General features: G+C 69.0%; 9 protein-coding genes and 2 pseudogenes. 3 read left to right on the top strand and 8 right to left on the bottom strand.

Features of this window, described 5'->3' with window-relative positions; translation table 11 throughout:
- The first annotated feature begins 224 nt into the window (after nucleotides 1-224).
- Nucleotides 225-527, top strand: a complete 303-nt coding sequence (locus OG505_RS13335; protein WP_405433550.1) for a transposase — start codon at nucleotides 225-227, stop codon at nucleotides 525-527.
- A gap of 37 nt (nucleotides 528-564) precedes the next feature.
- On the opposite strand, the pseudogene OG505_RS13330 reads toward OG505_RS13335, so the two are convergent.
- From OG505_RS13330 to OG505_RS13310, 5 genes and pseudogenes are all read right to left on the bottom strand, one after another.
- Nucleotides 565-714 (bottom strand): annotated as a pseudogene (locus OG505_RS13330) (transposase); the annotation flags it as partial.
- A 71-nt stretch (nucleotides 715-785) separates the two neighbouring features.
- Nucleotides 786-2006 (bottom strand): PP2C family protein-serine/threonine phosphatase, encoded by a 1221-nt coding sequence (locus OG505_RS13325; protein WP_405433548.1) that lies wholly within the window; start codon nucleotides 2004-2006, stop codon nucleotides 786-788.
- A 1056-nt stretch (nucleotides 2007-3062) separates the two neighbouring features.
- A complete protein-coding gene (locus OG505_RS13320; protein WP_405433547.1) occupies nucleotides 3063-5819 on the bottom strand; it encodes a bifunctional YncE family protein/alkaline phosphatase family protein in 2757 nt (918 codons plus the stop codon).
- Nucleotides 5820-5823: 4 nt separating this feature from the next.
- Entirely contained in the window at nucleotides 5824-7179 is a 1356-nt protein-coding gene (locus tag OG505_RS13315; RefSeq protein ID WP_405433545.1) for an ABC transporter permease, read from the bottom strand.
- Complete coding sequence (locus OG505_RS13310) at nucleotides 7176-8114, bottom strand: ABC transporter ATP-binding protein (RefSeq protein WP_405433544.1); 939 nt, start codon at nucleotides 8112-8114, stop codon at nucleotides 7176-7178. Before OG505_RS13310 ends, OG505_RS13315 begins: the two co-directional genes overlap by 4 nt.
- Nucleotides 8115-8853: 739 nt before the next feature.
- Between OG505_RS13310 and OG505_RS13305 the strand changes: the two genes are divergently transcribed.
- Nucleotides 8854-9504 (top strand): alpha/beta fold hydrolase, encoded by a 651-nt coding sequence (locus tag OG505_RS13305; protein ID WP_405433543.1) that lies wholly within the window; start codon nucleotides 8854-8856, stop codon nucleotides 9502-9504.
- Between the two features lie 173 nt (nucleotides 9505-9677).
- Here the strand turns inward: OG505_RS13305 and OG505_RS13300 are convergent, their stop codons facing one another.
- Entirely contained in the window at nucleotides 9678-10196 is a 519-nt protein-coding gene (locus tag OG505_RS13300) for a TetR/AcrR family transcriptional regulator (protein ID WP_405433541.1), read from the bottom strand.
- 83 nt (nucleotides 10197-10279) lie between these two features.
- Between OG505_RS13300 and OG505_RS13295 the strand changes: the two genes are divergently transcribed.
- Complete coding sequence (locus OG505_RS13295) at nucleotides 10280-10684, top strand: nuclear transport factor 2 family protein (RefSeq protein ID WP_405433540.1); 405 nt, start codon at nucleotides 10280-10282, stop codon at nucleotides 10682-10684.
- Between the two features lie 963 nt (nucleotides 10685-11647).
- Here OG505_RS13295 and OG505_RS13290 read toward each other — a convergent pair.
- Nucleotides 11648-11968: pseudogene (locus OG505_RS13290) on the bottom strand (IS3 family transposase); the annotation flags it as partial.
- Nucleotides 11969-12258: 290 nt separating this feature from the next.
- Nucleotides 12259-15177, bottom strand: a complete 2919-nt coding sequence (locus OG505_RS13285; RefSeq protein ID WP_405433538.1) for a BTAD domain-containing putative transcriptional regulator — start codon at nucleotides 15175-15177, stop codon at nucleotides 12259-12261.
- Nucleotides 15178-15274 lie beyond the last annotated feature (97 nt).

The raw sequence follows: 15274 nt of genomic DNA, 5'->3' as shown, positions 1-15274 counted from the left end.
GTCGTCGAGTTTGTCGACAGGCCGCATGGCCGCCAGTTTGCTGCGCCTCGTGCGACCGGGCCCCTGCGGAGCGGACTGCCTGGCCGGGAGGTCCTGCTTCTTCTGCTGGATGGACTTGCATCCGGTACCTAGGTACCGGCTTACCGTGGTGGCATGGCTACCTGAGGTTCCCCCTGCGGACCGGCCATCCTTCCCCAGACAGTGGTCTGGGGAAGGATGGCCTGGTGCCACGTCCATCGAAGTACCCTGAGCAATTCCGTAGGGACGCTGTTGAGCTGGTCCGCTCGTCGGGTCGATCGCTGCGTGAGGTCGGTCAGGAACTCGGCGTCAATCATGAGACGCTGCGGAATTGGGTGAACGCCGCGAAGACCGCCGAGGCCGGCGGTCGCGGTCGCGGCGAGGTGCCGGTGAGCGCCGACGAGCGTGAGGAGCTGCGTCGGCTGCGTAAGCAGGTCGCCGAGTTGCAGGTCGAGAAGGAGATCCTGCGCAAGGCGGCCGCCTATTTTGCCAAGGAGATGGGTCGATGACCCTCCGCTACCGGTTCATCTCCTTTCCGCCCTAAGCCTCGGTGAACTCGGCGAAGCGGGCTCGGGCAGCTGACTCGGTCGGCGCGGTGTAGACGGGCTTGAGCGCCTTGGCGATGGCGTCCCAGTGCTGCCGTCCGGCATACCGGAACGACGCCCTCAGCAGCTGGATCACGCAGGTCTGCACCAGTTGATATACCCGACAACCGAGGGAGCCACATCCGTTCCTTCAGTAGATCCCGAATCAGCTGCCGGAGCGGTCTATTCCGCTTGTGGTTGGCGGCGGATGACCAGGAGGGCGATGTCGTCGTTGGGGTGCTCCTCGGCGGTGGTGGCCATGATGTGGTCGCACAAGGCTTCGGCTGGCCCGGGTCGCACGGCGTCGGCGAGTCGTTCGATGCCGGTGTCGATCAGTTCGTTGCGGCGTTCGACCAGTCCGTCGGTGTAGAGGACGAGCGCTGCGCCCAGTGGTAGGTCCAGAACTGTGGTGCGGCGGTTGGTTGCTGGTCGGCCCACACCGAGTGGCCGGTCGACCATGAGGTTGACGGGTTGGGTGGGTTGGCCGGGGGCAGCCAGTAGTGGTGGTAGATGGCCTGCGCAGGAGAGGTGCACCTGCGTGCGGTCCGGTGTGATCAGGGCGTAGACGGCGGTGGTGAGGGTGCCCGCTTCGAAGTGGTGGATCTTGCGGTCGAGGGAGGTCAGTGCCTGGGCGGGATCGTCGGAGTCGAGGGCGTAGGCGCGTAGCGCGCTGCGGATGCGTCCCATGATGACGGCGGATGGCAGCCCGTGGCCGGAGACGTCGCCGATGACGGCGCCGAGCCAGCCGGAGGGCAACGTGAACACGTCGTACCAGTCGCCGCCGATGCCCAGGTCGTGGCCGGGTACGTACCGGGCGGCCAGGTCCAGGCCGGGGATGTCGGGTAGCTTGCCGGGTAGCAGGCTGTGTTGCAGGGCCAGTGCTGCCTGCCGGTCGAGGGCCTGCGCTCGGGCCTGGCCTGCGAGGCTGGCGCGATCGGCTACGAGTTGCAGCAGTTGCACGTCGTCGGGGCTGAACCGGCGCATGGCCAGGGAACCGACGTGTAGTACGCCGACGAGGTTGCTGTTGGCGAGCATGGGCACGCCCAGCAGGGCGCGTATGCCGGTCGCGAGCAGGATGGGGTTGACGACGTCGTCGGGCGTGACGTTGTGGATTGTGACCGGCGCGCGTGTCGCCGCCACCCGGCCGGCGAAGCCTCGTCCGACCCGGATGCGGAAACCGCGGCGCACTTCCTCCTCCAGGCCCTTGGCCGCTGTCGCGACGAGTTCGCCGGTGTGGTCGTCGAGCAGGAGGATGGTGGCGGTATCGACCTTGAGTAGGTCCCGGACCCGTTCGAGTAGCTCGTCGAGCAACTCGGTGACGTTCAGCCCGGACAGGGCGGCGTCGGTGATCGCCTCGATACGTCGCAGCCGCTCGTCGTTGGTCATCAGCTCGGCATCGGCCACCCAGGCAGCCTAGACGCTGGCACGCCACCGATGGCACGCCCGCAGCGAGATCAACAGTGTCGCCCCTCCGATGCGGGGTACCTCCTATGCCACGTCGATGCGTTGATCGTCCGGGGAGCCCGTTTTGGGGAGCTACCCTCCCTCGTGCCATCGGTAAGGTCACCGGCTCCACGTCCGACAGGAAGGGGGACCGGCGGCGAATCCACCGCTCGACCGGCATGCCCCCACCGCCGGGGAAGCTCCTGTTCTCGACGTAGTTCACCCTGACAGACCTCACCCGTGTTCGGCACAAGGTTGGGGGCTTCAGTCGCGTGTGCGGCCTCGACCACAGAGACAACCGAGATCGCCCAGCCGAACGTGTCACGAATCAGGTGACAGAGACTCGTACCGGGGGCTCTGGATTCCCTGCACCTATCGTTCGGCCAGACAGCTCTTGATCATCGACTTCGCCACAACGACGGCCCCGTGCCGACGTACCCGATCCGGCGTCAGGTCCATCTGCTGGCTGGATCAAGACGGCCGGACTGGTCCTGGGACACCGGCGATCAGCGGCGGATCGATCGGAATCGCCTCGGCGAGCCGGCGGAGTCATCCGCGTGCCCGCGGGGTGAGGGGATGCCAGATCGTCAGGCTGGCCCCCGTGTGCCTGAGTTGTGCTGGTCAAAGGGCGCATCCTCACGCAGGAGGTGCTGCAGCCCGGTCAGGTGAAGCACTCCGTAGGCTGGGCTTGCCGCCGGAGCGGTGACGGTCAGGCCGGTGATGGTCTGAGCGGCGTGGGGGACAGGGGGGCGCGGACAGTTGCCCGAGGTGGCTACCGATGCCGCTGCGGTCTACCCGCCGTTCCGAGCGAGTTGGTCACGTCGATGTTTCACCGCGTCTGCACTGGTCACGCTGGCGGTGCCGCCACCAAGCCCGTGCCCGACGAACCCACTACACACGCCGCCGCAACCTCGAAGTCGAGTCCTGATCCCGAACGGCTGCTGTCCTGCTTAAGACGAAGAGGCCCCTAGCCGACGGTACGCCGGTCAGGGGCCTCTTCTAAGCGATCAGCCTACGTCAGCCATCGGACTCCGCCGGCGGAATGTAGGCGCCCGGCGTATCCTCTGGCGCAAAGATCTTGTCCTCGCCGGGGTACGGCTTCTTCCAGTCGTGTGCCTGGTACCAGGTGAAGTGGTTCATCTGCGCGGGGTTCGCGTAGTCGGGCTTGGCGTCGGGGCCGGTCAGTCGCTGGTGCGACTTCCACTCGTCCCACTGTGCCGCCAGGTGCTGCTTGTCCGCCGGCACCGTCGCCGACGGCGCGGCCGCCGCGAGGGGGTTCTGCGGCGCGGGCACGTCCGGGCCGCAGGCGGGCGGGGTGGCCAGCCCCGCGGTCAGGGAGGTCCGGTTGGGCAGTGCCGTGAACGGCGTGTAGTCAGGCTTCTTGGTGAACGCCTGACGCATCGGGCTGGCCGCGCTGTCCTTCTGGTTCATCGGGTGGATCCCGAGGATCTGCTCGATGGTCCGGATCATGGTGATCTGGGTGTAGTAGTGGCTGTCGATGACGCCGCGCTGGGCCCAGGGGCTGATGATTTGGATCGGGGCGCGGTGGCCGTCGACGTGGTCGAGGCCGGCCTGGGAGTCGTCCTCGACGACGAAGATCGCCGAGTCCTTCCAGTACGGGCTGTGCGAGATCGTGTCGACGATTTTGCCGACGGCGAGGTCGTTGTCCGCGACCTGAGCGGCCGCGTTCGGCGGGCCACCGGTGTGGTCGCTGGATAGCCAGAACATGTTCAGGTTCGCCGGCCCGTTCTTCTGGAAGTCACGCTTCCAGATCTCGTGCCGGTAGATGTCCGGGACGCTGGTGTCGTACTTCGGGAAGCCGGGCACGGACACGCTGTTGAGCGACGGGATCGGCGAGGACGAGACCATGCGGTAGGCGGTGTCCTGCCCGGTCGCGGCCATGTTCTTGGTGTCGCAGTACAGGTTCTGCCAGCTGGAGCCGGGCGGCTTGCTCAGGAACTGATGGAATTCGCCGAAGTCCCGCACGGTCTTGCCGGCCGCCTGCGCGCCAGTCCAGATGAAACCGGTGCGCTGGTGGCCGAGGGCGTCGTCCTCGGTGTCGTAGCTGCGGATGTACTCACCGGCCGTGGACTCGGTGTACTCCGGGTTGTCGGCCTGCATCAGCCAGTTGTGACCCTCGGCGGAGTTCGTGCCGATGTCGTAGGTGTTGTCGTACAGCCCGAACTGCCGGGCCATCTCGTGCTGGTTGGGCGTCACGTTCTCGCCGAACTGCGCCAGCGACGGGTCGCCGTTGCCCCGCGGGTCGTCACCGAGAACCTGGTCGTAGGTCCGGTTCTCCTTGACGATCAGGAAGACGTGCTTGATCGTCGAGGGGTCGCCGAGCCGCTGGGGGACCGGCACGGGCTTCGCCTTGTTGCCCTTGGCCAGGTTGACCGAGCCACCGGTCCAGCCGTTCTGGCTGAAGACCTTGCCGGTCTGGGACTTGATGACCTTGTCGCTGGGCAGCGTGAACCGTTGCAGGCTCGATGTCGTGTCGTGGGTGCCGTGCCCGGCGCTGTTGGTGGGGCGGCGGGCGTCAATACCACGGGTGTTGGAGACCAGCACCTGGTTCCCGGCGGCGGTGATCTCCGCGGGGAAGTAGTCCGTCGGGAGCAGCCCGACGTAGCTGACCGGCTCCAGCGGGGTCGTGTACCGGTAGACGGCGACCGCGTTGGAGCGGCCGAGCGTTACGAGGAGGTGCCCGTCGTCAGTGAGGGTCACCGCGTTGGGCTGGTAGCCCACTGTCGTCTCGGGCCACGGCTGGGTGGCGATGGTCTGCACGACCTTGTTGCTCGCGGTGTCGATGATCGACACGTCGTCGCTGTTGGTGTTGGTGACGAACAGCGCGCCGTGCTTGGTGAACAGGGCGGTCGGGTGCAGGCCGACGTCGATGCTCGCGACCGCAGCAGCCGGGTTCGCCAGGTCGATGACGCTGACCGTGCCGGTGGTGGTGGCACCGGTCGCTGGGTCGGCCGGTACCTGTGTGTTGTACGAGTTGATCGTGATGTCGCCGGGTTTCGCGGGCCGGCCGCCCTCGTTGCTGACGTAGAGCTTGTCGCCGACCGTGATCATGTCGCGGGGGGCGTTGCCCACGGGCCAGGTCTGCTGGATGGCGCCGGTCGCCGTATTGATGGCGACGACCCGGTTTTGGCCGTTGACGGCGGAGTACACGGTGGAGCCGTCGGGCGAGAACACGGCCTCAGCCACCAGTGCGCGCTTCGGTCCGTCCTGCACGATCGGGATGAACGTCGGGTTGGCGAGCGTGCCGTCCGGATTCACGGTGAACTTGGTGTAGCCGTCGGCCTGGCCCAGCCACAGCTGCGAGCCGTCAGGCGAGTACGTAGGGCCTTCCTGGCCCACGTCGTTGCCGCTGATGCGCAGATTCGCGGCCGCGTTGTTGCCGACGAGCTGCTGTACCTTCCAGGTCCTCAGGTCGACGACGGCCAGGGCCATCCCACCGTCGGTGACCGAGGCCGCCAGGTGAGTGCCGTCCGGGCTGACCGACGACGACATGATTTTGCCGGTGTTGATGACGAGACGCTCGCCGATCGGGTTGATGTACTGGTCGTCGGACACGACCAGGCCCTTGTCGGTCCGCTGGCCGACCTGGTCGGTGCCGAACTGGTGCGTCTGGGCGAAACTGATGCCGGTGCCGGCGGCGACGACGACAGCAGTGGTGCCTGCCGTGACGAGGGGTAGCCGGCGGACGATGCGTCGACGGAGAAGGCCGAATTGGTCCTTCTCGACACGCCGACGGCGGCGTGTTACCTGCATGGAATCATCCCTTCGTGGTGTGGAGCAGTTCGACGTTGCCGTCGAACTGCCAGAGCGGGTTCGGTGCGTCCCCGCTCGGGGTGCGCACCAGGAAGTAGCCGTTCACTTCCTTCGGTCCGTCGCCATCGGCCACGAACCGCCCGTCTGGGGTGACGTCGAGCTGATAGATGGCCGTCCCTGCGGCCTCGACGTCGGGGAGATGCCAGGTGACGACGCAACGCCAGTCGTTGCCCGGCCCAACGGCCGCGAGCTTGCCGCCGCCCTTGTTGCACGTCGCCGTGGCCTTCAGCTGCGCTTCGGCGACATCGGGGCGGTTGAGCTGCTCGGTCTGCATGCGGTAGAGGTGGGCGAATGCCGTGGCGAGCGAACGCTGCACCTTGTCCTGCTCGATCCCGGAGCCCGTGGTCGGGGTCGCCGCGGCGACGACCCCGATCGTCACGGCGAGCAACCCGACCAGCGGCAGGACTCCGACGGTGAACACGCGGCGGCCGGAGCTGTCGTAGGTCAGGTTGGTGAAGTCGCGTCGCAGGAACAGCAGGTAGGCCAGCGCTGCCGCGGTCACGGCCCATACCAGGCTGACCACGATGCCGATCAGGAGCGGGCCGAGCTGCGCCGGGCTGGTGAACAGACCGTTCCAGGCGATGAACGCGTAACCGGGCAGTGCGAGGCGTACGGTGACCGGCAGCGGCAGCATCTGGGCGAGCTGCATCGCGAGCGCGACGAGCGCGGGCAGCAGCAGCCCCATCGGGGACCGGCCCAGCGCGACGGACCCGAGTAGTCCGATCGCGGCGAGGGCCAGGGTCGGGGCGAGTACGCAGACCCAGGCGAGCAGGGTCTTCACGGCGGCGTCCCCCGGCGTCAGTAGATGCCCGTCGAGGCCGACCAGCGGCTGGTTGCCGACCGACACGACCCCGCCGACCGCGCTGGAGATGGCCAGCCCGGCCACGAGCAGCATGATGACGGTGAGGCTGGACAGCGCCTTCGCGGCGAAGATCCGTCGAGGTGACCGGACCGCCACGAGCAGATGGCGCCAGGTGCCGAGCCGGTCCTCGGAGGCGAACACGTCGCCAGCGACCACCGAGGTCAGTAGCGGGAGCGCCCAGGTGCCCGCGAAACCGAGCGTCACCAGCGACCCGGCCCACCCCGTGGCGTGCATCCAGCGGCCGAAGAGGGTGTCGACGGGCAGCGAGCTCTGCTGGCTCACCGCGGCGACGAACAGCGCAGGCGCGATCCAGCAGGCGAGGACCAGCAGCCGGATCCGCCATTGCGATACCAGCTTGAGCAGCTCGAAGCGGTAGCCGCGCGCCACCGAGACGCGGCGGGTGCCGACAACGTGGTCGGCGGCGATGGTCCCGGTCATCGGATGGCCTCCTGCTGCTCGGTCAGGGCGAGGAACGCGGCCTCGAGCGGCGACACCACGGGCGCGAGCTCGCGCACCGCTATGCCCGCGTTCACGAGCCGCGCCACCAGTTCGTCGAGGGCGGGCACCAGAGCGCGCACGACGAGCACCTCGGCGTCGCGCGCCCCGGCGTCGACGTCGACGTAGATTCCGGCCGTGTCGGTAGCCAGCCGGTGGGCGGCCTGCGGGTCGGAGGTGCGCAGCCGGTAGTCGAGTTCACGGTTCTCGGCGGCCAGCTTGCTCACCGGGCCGGAGAAGACGACCCGTCCGGTGGCGAGGATGGTGACCTCGGAGCACAGTGCCTCGAGGTCGTCCATGCGGTGGCTCGAGAGCACGACGCTGGTCCCGTCCACAGCGAGCCGGGTGAGGACGTTGTGTACGTGCTTCTTACCGGCCGGGTCGAGGCCGTTGGACGGTTCGTCCAGCACGAGCAGCCGCGGCTTGGTGAGCAGGGCGGCGGCGAGCCCGAGCCGTTGGCGCATGCCGAGGGAGAAGCCGCTCGCCCGGTCGTCGGCGACGTCGGTGAGCCCGACCTGGTCGAGCACGCCGTCGATCCCAGCGGTCCGCGTGTCCTGACCGCGCAGAGCGGCCAGCGCTGCGAGGTTCTGCCGGGCGGTGAGCGAGGGGTAGAGGCCGGGCCCGTCCACGAAGCCGGCGACGCCGTCGGGCGCGGCGAGCGCCCGAGCGATCGGCGTACCCAGAATCTCGAGGCTGCCGCTGTCGGAGACGGCCAGGCCGAGGAGGAGTCCGAGCAACGTGGTCTTGCCAGCACCGTTCGGCCCGACCAAGCCGTGGATCTGCCCCGGGCTTACATCCAGATCGATGCCGTCGAGTGCCACGACGTCGTCGAAACACTTGGTGATTCCGCGAGCTCTGATTGCGAGACGTGCGTCCATGTGGCCCTTCTCTCGTCGCCTCAGGCAACGTAGAGAGGGGCGTACGACGGGGGCAGGGACCACTGGCTGAACGTTCATGAAACGAACGACGACGGACCTCCGATTGCCCCCGGGCGGCTGGGCTGCAGCCGGAGCCGGCCACAGCTCCTACATCGACGATCGCGGGCTGTCCGCTCGAGCTGGGGGGAGATCGGCAACTCGTGGGTGGAGGCGAGGACGTACCGATGCTGCACGCACGCCCGGGCTCGGGCGATCGACGGCGCCGATGTAGACGCCGTTCTGGGGCAACACCAGTATCGCGGGCAGCTGCCCTGAGGCGTCGAGTTCGATCGGTGTGATGCGGCCGTCGGCCGGGCCGTTTAGGATCCACGACTCCAGCGCGTCTGGTTGGAGTACGTAGGCGAGTCGTCGATAACCCGACGACTCGGGAGAGACCAGGTGACGCAAGGTGGCGCAATGGCCGGCGTCGCGGTCGCCATCGGCACCAGCTCAGACGGCATCATGCTTGCGCCCGATGCAACAGAGCCCAACGCGAAGCCCGGACTACGGGGCGGTGTGGCCCGACCGGTGACCTCCCTCGATCGACTCATCACGTGCCGCGATGCGCGCGAAGCACCGGCCACGACGGCTCCGAACCGCGCTCTGACCGGAAACTTGAGTCGGTGCTGGTGTCGCGGCGGCGGGCGACGTTGCGCCCGTAGCGTGTGCCGCGGCCGCGCAGCTCTCCTGGAGGTTGACGATGCATTCGACGGTCCGCTCGTTTCGCACGCCCGACGGCGTGCGGCTCGGGGTCGAGGACTCCGGCGATCCAACGGCGCCCCTCGTGCTGCTCGCGGGAGGCACGACCATGCTCTCCTGGCCGGACGCGCTCTGCGAGACGCTTGCTCGCGGCGGACGTCACGTCGTGCGCTACGACCTGCGCGACTCCGGGGCGTCGACGACCGTCGACCCCGAGGCGCCGGTGTACACGCTGCGCGACCTCGCTGCCGACGCTATCGCGCTCGCCCGCGGACTCGACTACCGGCCGGCGCACCTGGCGGGCATCGGCGTCCGCGGGATGGTCGCCCAGGTCGCCGCGTTCGACCACCCGGAGGCGTTCTCGGCACTCACCCTCGCTGGGACGCGGCCCGTCGCACCGGGTCCGGTCGACGACGACCTGCCCGACCAGGACGCGGCGACGCTGGGCCGGCGGTTCGCGCTCCCGATGCCCGACTGGTCCGACCGCGCTGCCGTGGCGGCGTTCGCCGCTGGCGCAGAGATCCTCGGGGACGACCCCGCTGCGGCGCGTGCAAAGGCCGAACGCATCTTCGACCGCACGCCGGGCACGGAGCCCGCGGTCCAGATGGCCAACCAGATGGGCGTGGTGTTCGCGGGCGGACTTCACCGATGACACCGTCTGGAACCGGATCAGAGAGTGGATCGCGGAGCCTGTTGGCGTCCCGCGGAGGCGGTAGGGCGGCGTCCACACATGTCGATGTGCGGATACTCGATCCAGCACCGGAAGGTGCGTCGGGCAGGCCGGGCCGCTGCCATCAGGCAGGGTCTGATCCACCAGCCTGGCGGTCAGTTGCGTTTCAGGCCAGCGAAGATAACCGCGAGCGTACGGGCCTGCAGAGGCTCGTCCCATCCACCGTGCAAGGCCCCCTGGCAAACGCTGGCAAGGAGCGCCATCACTTCGGGTAGCCGTACCGGGGCGGCGACGGCTCCGGCGGCTCGGGCCTGTGCCAGCAGCCGGGCCACCGCCTCCTCGAGTTGACCGACCGCGTCGGGCAGCCGGATGTTCACCCCGGACCCGGCAAGCAGGTCGACGACGGTCTTTTTCGCCGCGGCCTGCGCCACCATGTGGGTAAAGAAGGCGAACAGGTCTCGCTGTCCGGCCTCTTCGACGAGCTGTGCCAGTAGTCGCTTCATGATTGCGGCGAGCAAGTCGGCCTTGGTGGGGAAGTGGCGGAAGACCGTGCCAATGGCGACGCCGGCCCGCCGGGCCACCTCCTCGGTGGAGGCTCGGGGGCCGAACTCGGCGAATACGGCCTCGGCTGCGTCCAGGATGCGTGCTCGGTTGCGCTGCGCGTCGGCGCGCAACGGCGGACCCTCTACCAAAATGAGTCTCCACTCACTATTCTCGGCACAAGTCGAGTGATGACTCATTATCAGGGAGGATGACCGTGACACCAAGAGCGATCTTCGACAGCATGCGCGCCCAGTGGCTCGCGAACCAGCCCACCTACGAGGCCGACCTGCTCGCCGACGACGTGGTGATCGAGACACCATTCGCCGCGCCCGGCCGCCCTACGCGTACCGAGGGGAAGCAGCGGGTGCTCGAGTACACACAAGGAAGCCAGGCGGTGTTTCCGGTCCGGTTCGACGACTGCCGCAACGTGGTCGTGCACGAGACCGCTGACCCCGAAGTAGTCGTGGTCGAGTACGAACTCGTCGGCACTCACACAGCGACGGGGATAACCGCCTCGGCGCCGTTCATCGGAGTGCTGCGGACCCGGGACGGCAAACTGGCCCACTGGCGCGAGTACCAGCACACCCTCGCCATCGCTCAGGCCGTCGGTCAGGCATAGGCCTGGATCAGGATCAGGCTGCCGATGGCGATGAAGACGAGCGGGACCGTCCGGTGGCCCGTGCGCTACACCGCTGTGCCCGGCACCGGGGATACCGGCGTTCAGGCGCTGCTCCGCTCGGCGGTCGTCGGTTTTGATCGAGTGCACACTTCTGGCTCCGCAGACCGCGCGCGGTCTACACCGCACTTCTGAGCTGGCGGTGACCCACCGCGTCCGCGTCCGGGTATGGCTGCGGCGTTCGGGTGACTAGTCAACGCGGTCCAGCGTGACAGCGCTGTGCAAGGGGATGCTCTCCCACAGCGCTCGCAATGTGGGGTAGTGCTGCATCTTCCACTTCCGACCGCACTGACCCGTCCAGGCTGCTGGACGCGGCCCTTCCGTCCCGCGTTTGGCGACCGGAGGCGCGGGAACACCTCGCCGATCGGGCCCAGGCGACCCGCCACGTCTGTCGTCCGGCAGCGCTGGCGATGCCGGCGAGAGCCGAGGAGGAGCGAGGATGAGCCCACGCAGGACAACCGTCCCGGCACGCAGATCGCCCGGGCCCACCAAGGCCACCGGGGCGACGAAGATGCCGCCGAGCCGGAAGGTGGCGGCCAAGAAGGTCGCCGCTGCCACGAAGCGGGCCACCGGCGCGAGCGCAGCCAAGACGCCCGGCGAGAAGCCCACGCCGACCACGCCCCGCGTCGCCCGGAAGAAGGACGTTTCCGCCACCACGGCCTCGCCCAGCCGCAGGCCGACGGCGAAGGCGGCCGCCGCCAAGAACGCACCACCAAAGAAGGCGCCCGCAGCGAGAGCCGCGGCGAAGAAGGCACCGGCGAAAAAGGCCGCGCCAACCCGGGCCCGCACCACGTCCGCCACCAGGGCACCGGCCAAGAAGGCGACCACCATGGAGTCGTTCGGCAACCGGCGTACGGCGCGGAAGACCTGAACTTCGACGCCTACCCGATGTGTCGCACCAACTCGGTGTAGGCGCTGGTTGTTGTACCAGTCGACCCACTCGGCGGTGGCCAGTTCGACCTGGGCGAGACTGCGCCACGGGCCTCGGGGTTTGATCAGCTCGGTCTTGTAGAGGCCGATGGTGGACTCCATCAACGCGTTGTCCAGGGCGCCGACGCTGCCGATGGAGGCGTCGGTCCCGGCGTCGCGCATCAACCGCTCGACCGTGCACCGGACCGTCGGATGTCCTTGGCGGCGCAGCTCATGCCAGATCTTGCGGGCTCCGTAGACGCCGTAGTTCGCCGAGTGGACCTCCCGCATGAGTGCTGTCAGTTGCGCATCGCGCACCTGCCGCTTCGACGGCGGACGCTTCTTGGCCGGTCAGCTATCGCCAGGAAGTCGCCGATCGCGGCCAACTTGATCGCATCGAATGCGAACCGCGGATCCGGCTCCGCGCTGACCAGCGGCCGCAACGCCGCCGACCGCGAGGCGTCGAGGTCATCCACCCAGAGCCGGGCGCCTTCAAGATGGTCAGGTCCATTCCGGTTGGTGGTTGAGAATGCCGACCAAAAGCCCAGGTTGACTGTTACAGACGGGGTAAGCACCATCTTCTGGTAAGTGACGCTTGCGGCGCTGGATCACCCATCTATTGCGCGTACCTCTTCCCGCTGGGCCCGGGCGATGCCATCATGCGCGTGTTCCTGCTCGTCGTGGTCGCCGGTCGCGGTGGCGATCGACAGCGCGGCGGCGTGCCGGGCGACAGCCTCGGTGGTACGGCCCGCGGCCGTCAATACGTCTCCGAGAATGTTGAGTGCGCTCGCCTCCCCGTAACGGTGCCCGATCGAACGCAGGATGCGGATCGCCACGGTCAGATCACCGATCGCCTGCGCATGGTCGCCGCGAATGCCGTGCACCCGTCCCAGGTTCGTGAGCGCGACGGCTTCACCGTACGTGTGTTCGGCCATGCGGAACATGTCGCGTGCCGTCGACAGATGCCCGGCCGCCTCGTCGTGCCGCCCGAGACTGGTGCACACGTCGCCGAGATTCGTCAAGGCCGAGGCCGCTCCGACTGCGGCGCCGGTCTCGCGGAACAGGGCGGCCGAGCGGAGCAACTGGTCGTACGCCTCGCCGAGGTGGCCCGGGCGGGTGTTGGCGTTGCCGAGGTTCACCAGCGTGGATGCTTCGCCGTATCGGTCGCCGGCTCGGCGATAGGCGGCGAGCGCGGCCCGTTGGTACGCGGCGGTGTCGTCGCGGCCGAGACGTTCGTAGACGATGCCGAGGTTGGACAGGGCTCGGGCGGCGCCGAGCTGATCGCCGCACTGGTGCAGGATTGCGACGGCCTCGGACAGGTGCGTCTCGGCGAGTTCATAGTGGCCGAGCAGCCGGTGGACGGCACCGAGGTTTGTCAGCGCCACGCCGTGCCGTGCCGGGTCGCCGCTCTGCTGTGCCGCTTCAAGCGCGTAGCCGTACAGCGCCTCGGCGTGGGTGTAGCTGCCGCCCTCGAGGTGGCGGTAGAGCGTGGCGGCGAGATCGGTCGTGAACTGGGGTCGGCCGTGTGCCAGCCCGGCAGCGGCGGTGGGGACGAGGCCGGGCAGTTCCGCGTCCAGCCAGGCACGTGCCGCGGTCTTGTCCGGGAAGCTCTGCGCGCGTGCCACCGCCGGGCGGTGTGCCCGGTCGGCGGGGTGCAGCCGGTCCATCGCCGCCGCAGCCGTGGCGAGCAGGTGGGTGTGCAGCCGGTCGAGGGCACCGCCGGGATCGTCGTCGGCGGCTAACTCGGCGGCATACGCGCGCAGCAGGTCGTGCATTACGTACCGGCCGGGCGGTTCGGCGCGTACGAGGTGCTTGCGGACCAGCAGTTGGAGGTGCGTCGCGGCGTCGGTGCGCGCCATAGCGGCGAGCGCGGCGGCGGCGTCCCCGTCGAACGACGGGCCGGGATGCAGTCCGAGGTGCCGGAACAGCCGGGCCGCCGCCGCCGGAAGCTGCCGGTAGGACCAGGAGAACACCACCCGTACGGCCGCCCGTACGTCACCGCCCGGATCGAGTAACCGCAGCCGCCGCTGTCGGTCGGCAAGCTCGCTCACCAGACCGGTGAGCGGCTCCCCGGTCCGGAACGCCGCCAGTTCGGCCGCGACCCGCAGGGCCAGTGGGAGATGTGCACACTGCCGAGCCAGCTCGGCTGCGGCGTCCGGTTCCCGATCGACGCGTCCACCGACGAGGGAGCGCAGCAGCGCCAGCGCCTCCGGGGCGGAGAGCAGGTCCAGCATGAGACGGCGGGCACCGTGCAGGGCCACCAGTCCGGCGAGGCTGTCGCGACTGGTGATGATGACCGTGGCCGCACCCGTACCCGGGATCAGGGGCCGGACCTGGTCGACGGAGGCGGCGTTGTCGAGCAGGATCAGCAGGCTGCGGCCCGCGGTCTCGGCCCGGTACCGAGCGGCCCGGCGGTCGAGGTCGGTCGGGATAGCGGCGGCCGGGACGCCAAGGGATTCCAGGAGGTGGCCGAGCGCGGCCCTGGCCGACACGGGGCGGCGCGGATCATAGCCGCGCAGGTCTAGATGCAGTTGCCCAGCGGGAAACCGGTCGCGCCGACGGTGCGCCCACTGCACGGCCAGGGTCGTCTTGCCGACCCCGGCGGTGCCGCAGATGACGCCGATCCGCACCGCCGTGCCGTGGTTCCTGACCAACTCGTCCAGGGCGGACAGCTCGGCCTCGCGCCCGGTGAAACCGGCGGCCTCAGCCGGGAGCTGGTTGACCTGCGGCGTGGTGGGAGCTGTGCCGACCAGCGGATCCACCGGCGGTACGGGCGCCTCGTCATTGAGTACACGTAGGTAGGCCGCGACGAGGTCCGGTCCTGGGCCGACGCCCAGTTCCTCGGCGAGGTGCCGGCGTGCGACATCGTAGGCCGCCAACGCCTCGGCGCGCCGGCCGACGGCGTGGTGGGCCTGGACCAGCCGGGTTTGCACCACCTCGTCCAGCGGATGCGCCGCCGCTTCCTCGCGCAGCAACGGCAGTGCCCGGTCGCCGGATCCCAGGGCGAGCATCACATCGGTGTAGCGGGCCACCGCCGTGCGGCGTTCGTCAAGCAGCGAACGGACCATCGGGTGCCCGGCGAGCGCGGGCACATCGGCGAACGGTGCTCCCTGCCATAGGTCGAGCGCGTCGGCGAGCAGCGCCGCGACTCTCCGCGGATCGTCATGGCGGTCAGCCTCCGCCGCGGCGGTCAGCAGGTCGTGGAACCGGTCGAGGTCGACCGCGCCGGCCGGCAGCCGCAGCGCGTACCCGCCTCCGGCAAAGGGCAGAACCGTGCTGGGCGTGTGAGCTCGCCGGTCGGGTTCGAAGAGCCGGCGTAGATGCTTCACATGGGTCTGGATCACGTTGGTGGCGCTGGGGGGTGCCTGAGCGCCCCATAACACGTCGATGATGCGCGAACCCAGCAGCGGACGGCCCCCCGCGAGCACGAGCAGGCCGAGCACGGCGCGACGGCCGGCCGGACCGAGGCCGATCTCCGTGCCGTCGCGCCATAGCCGGGTGGGACCGAGGACCTGGATGACAAGCAATCCGCACTCCCTCGCAGCAATGCTCGAGGTCTCCATTCTGGTGCGTCATCCAGCAGGATTCCAGATAGACCGGCGTGACTGTCAGAACGGGTGCGGC

Source organism: Micromonospora sp. NBC_00617, assembly GCF_045161355.1.
In the GTDB taxonomy this organism is placed as follows: Bacteria; Actinomycetota; Actinomycetes; order Mycobacteriales; family Micromonosporaceae; genus Micromonospora.
The sequence above is the reverse complement of the archived record's forward strand: the minus strand, read 5'-3'. Positions and strand labels throughout refer to the sequence as shown.

Bases quoted from the DNA above. Each gene is read 5' to 3' on its own strand.
- OG505_RS13320 (WP_405433547.1), bottom strand. From the start codon at position 5,819: ATGCAGGTAACACGCCGCCGTCGGCGTGTCGAGAAGGACCAATTCGGC.
- OG505_RS13310 (WP_405433544.1), bottom strand. From the start codon at position 8,114: ATGGACGCACGTCTCGCAATCAGAGCTCGCGGAATCACCAAGTGTTTC.
- OG505_RS13315 (WP_405433545.1), bottom strand. From the start codon at position 7,179: ATGACCGGGACCATCGCCGCCGACCACGTTGTCGGCACCCGCCGCGTC.
- OG505_RS13305 (WP_405433543.1), top strand. From the start codon at position 8,854: ATGCATTCGACGGTCCGCTCGTTTCGCACGCCCGACGGCGTGCGGCTC.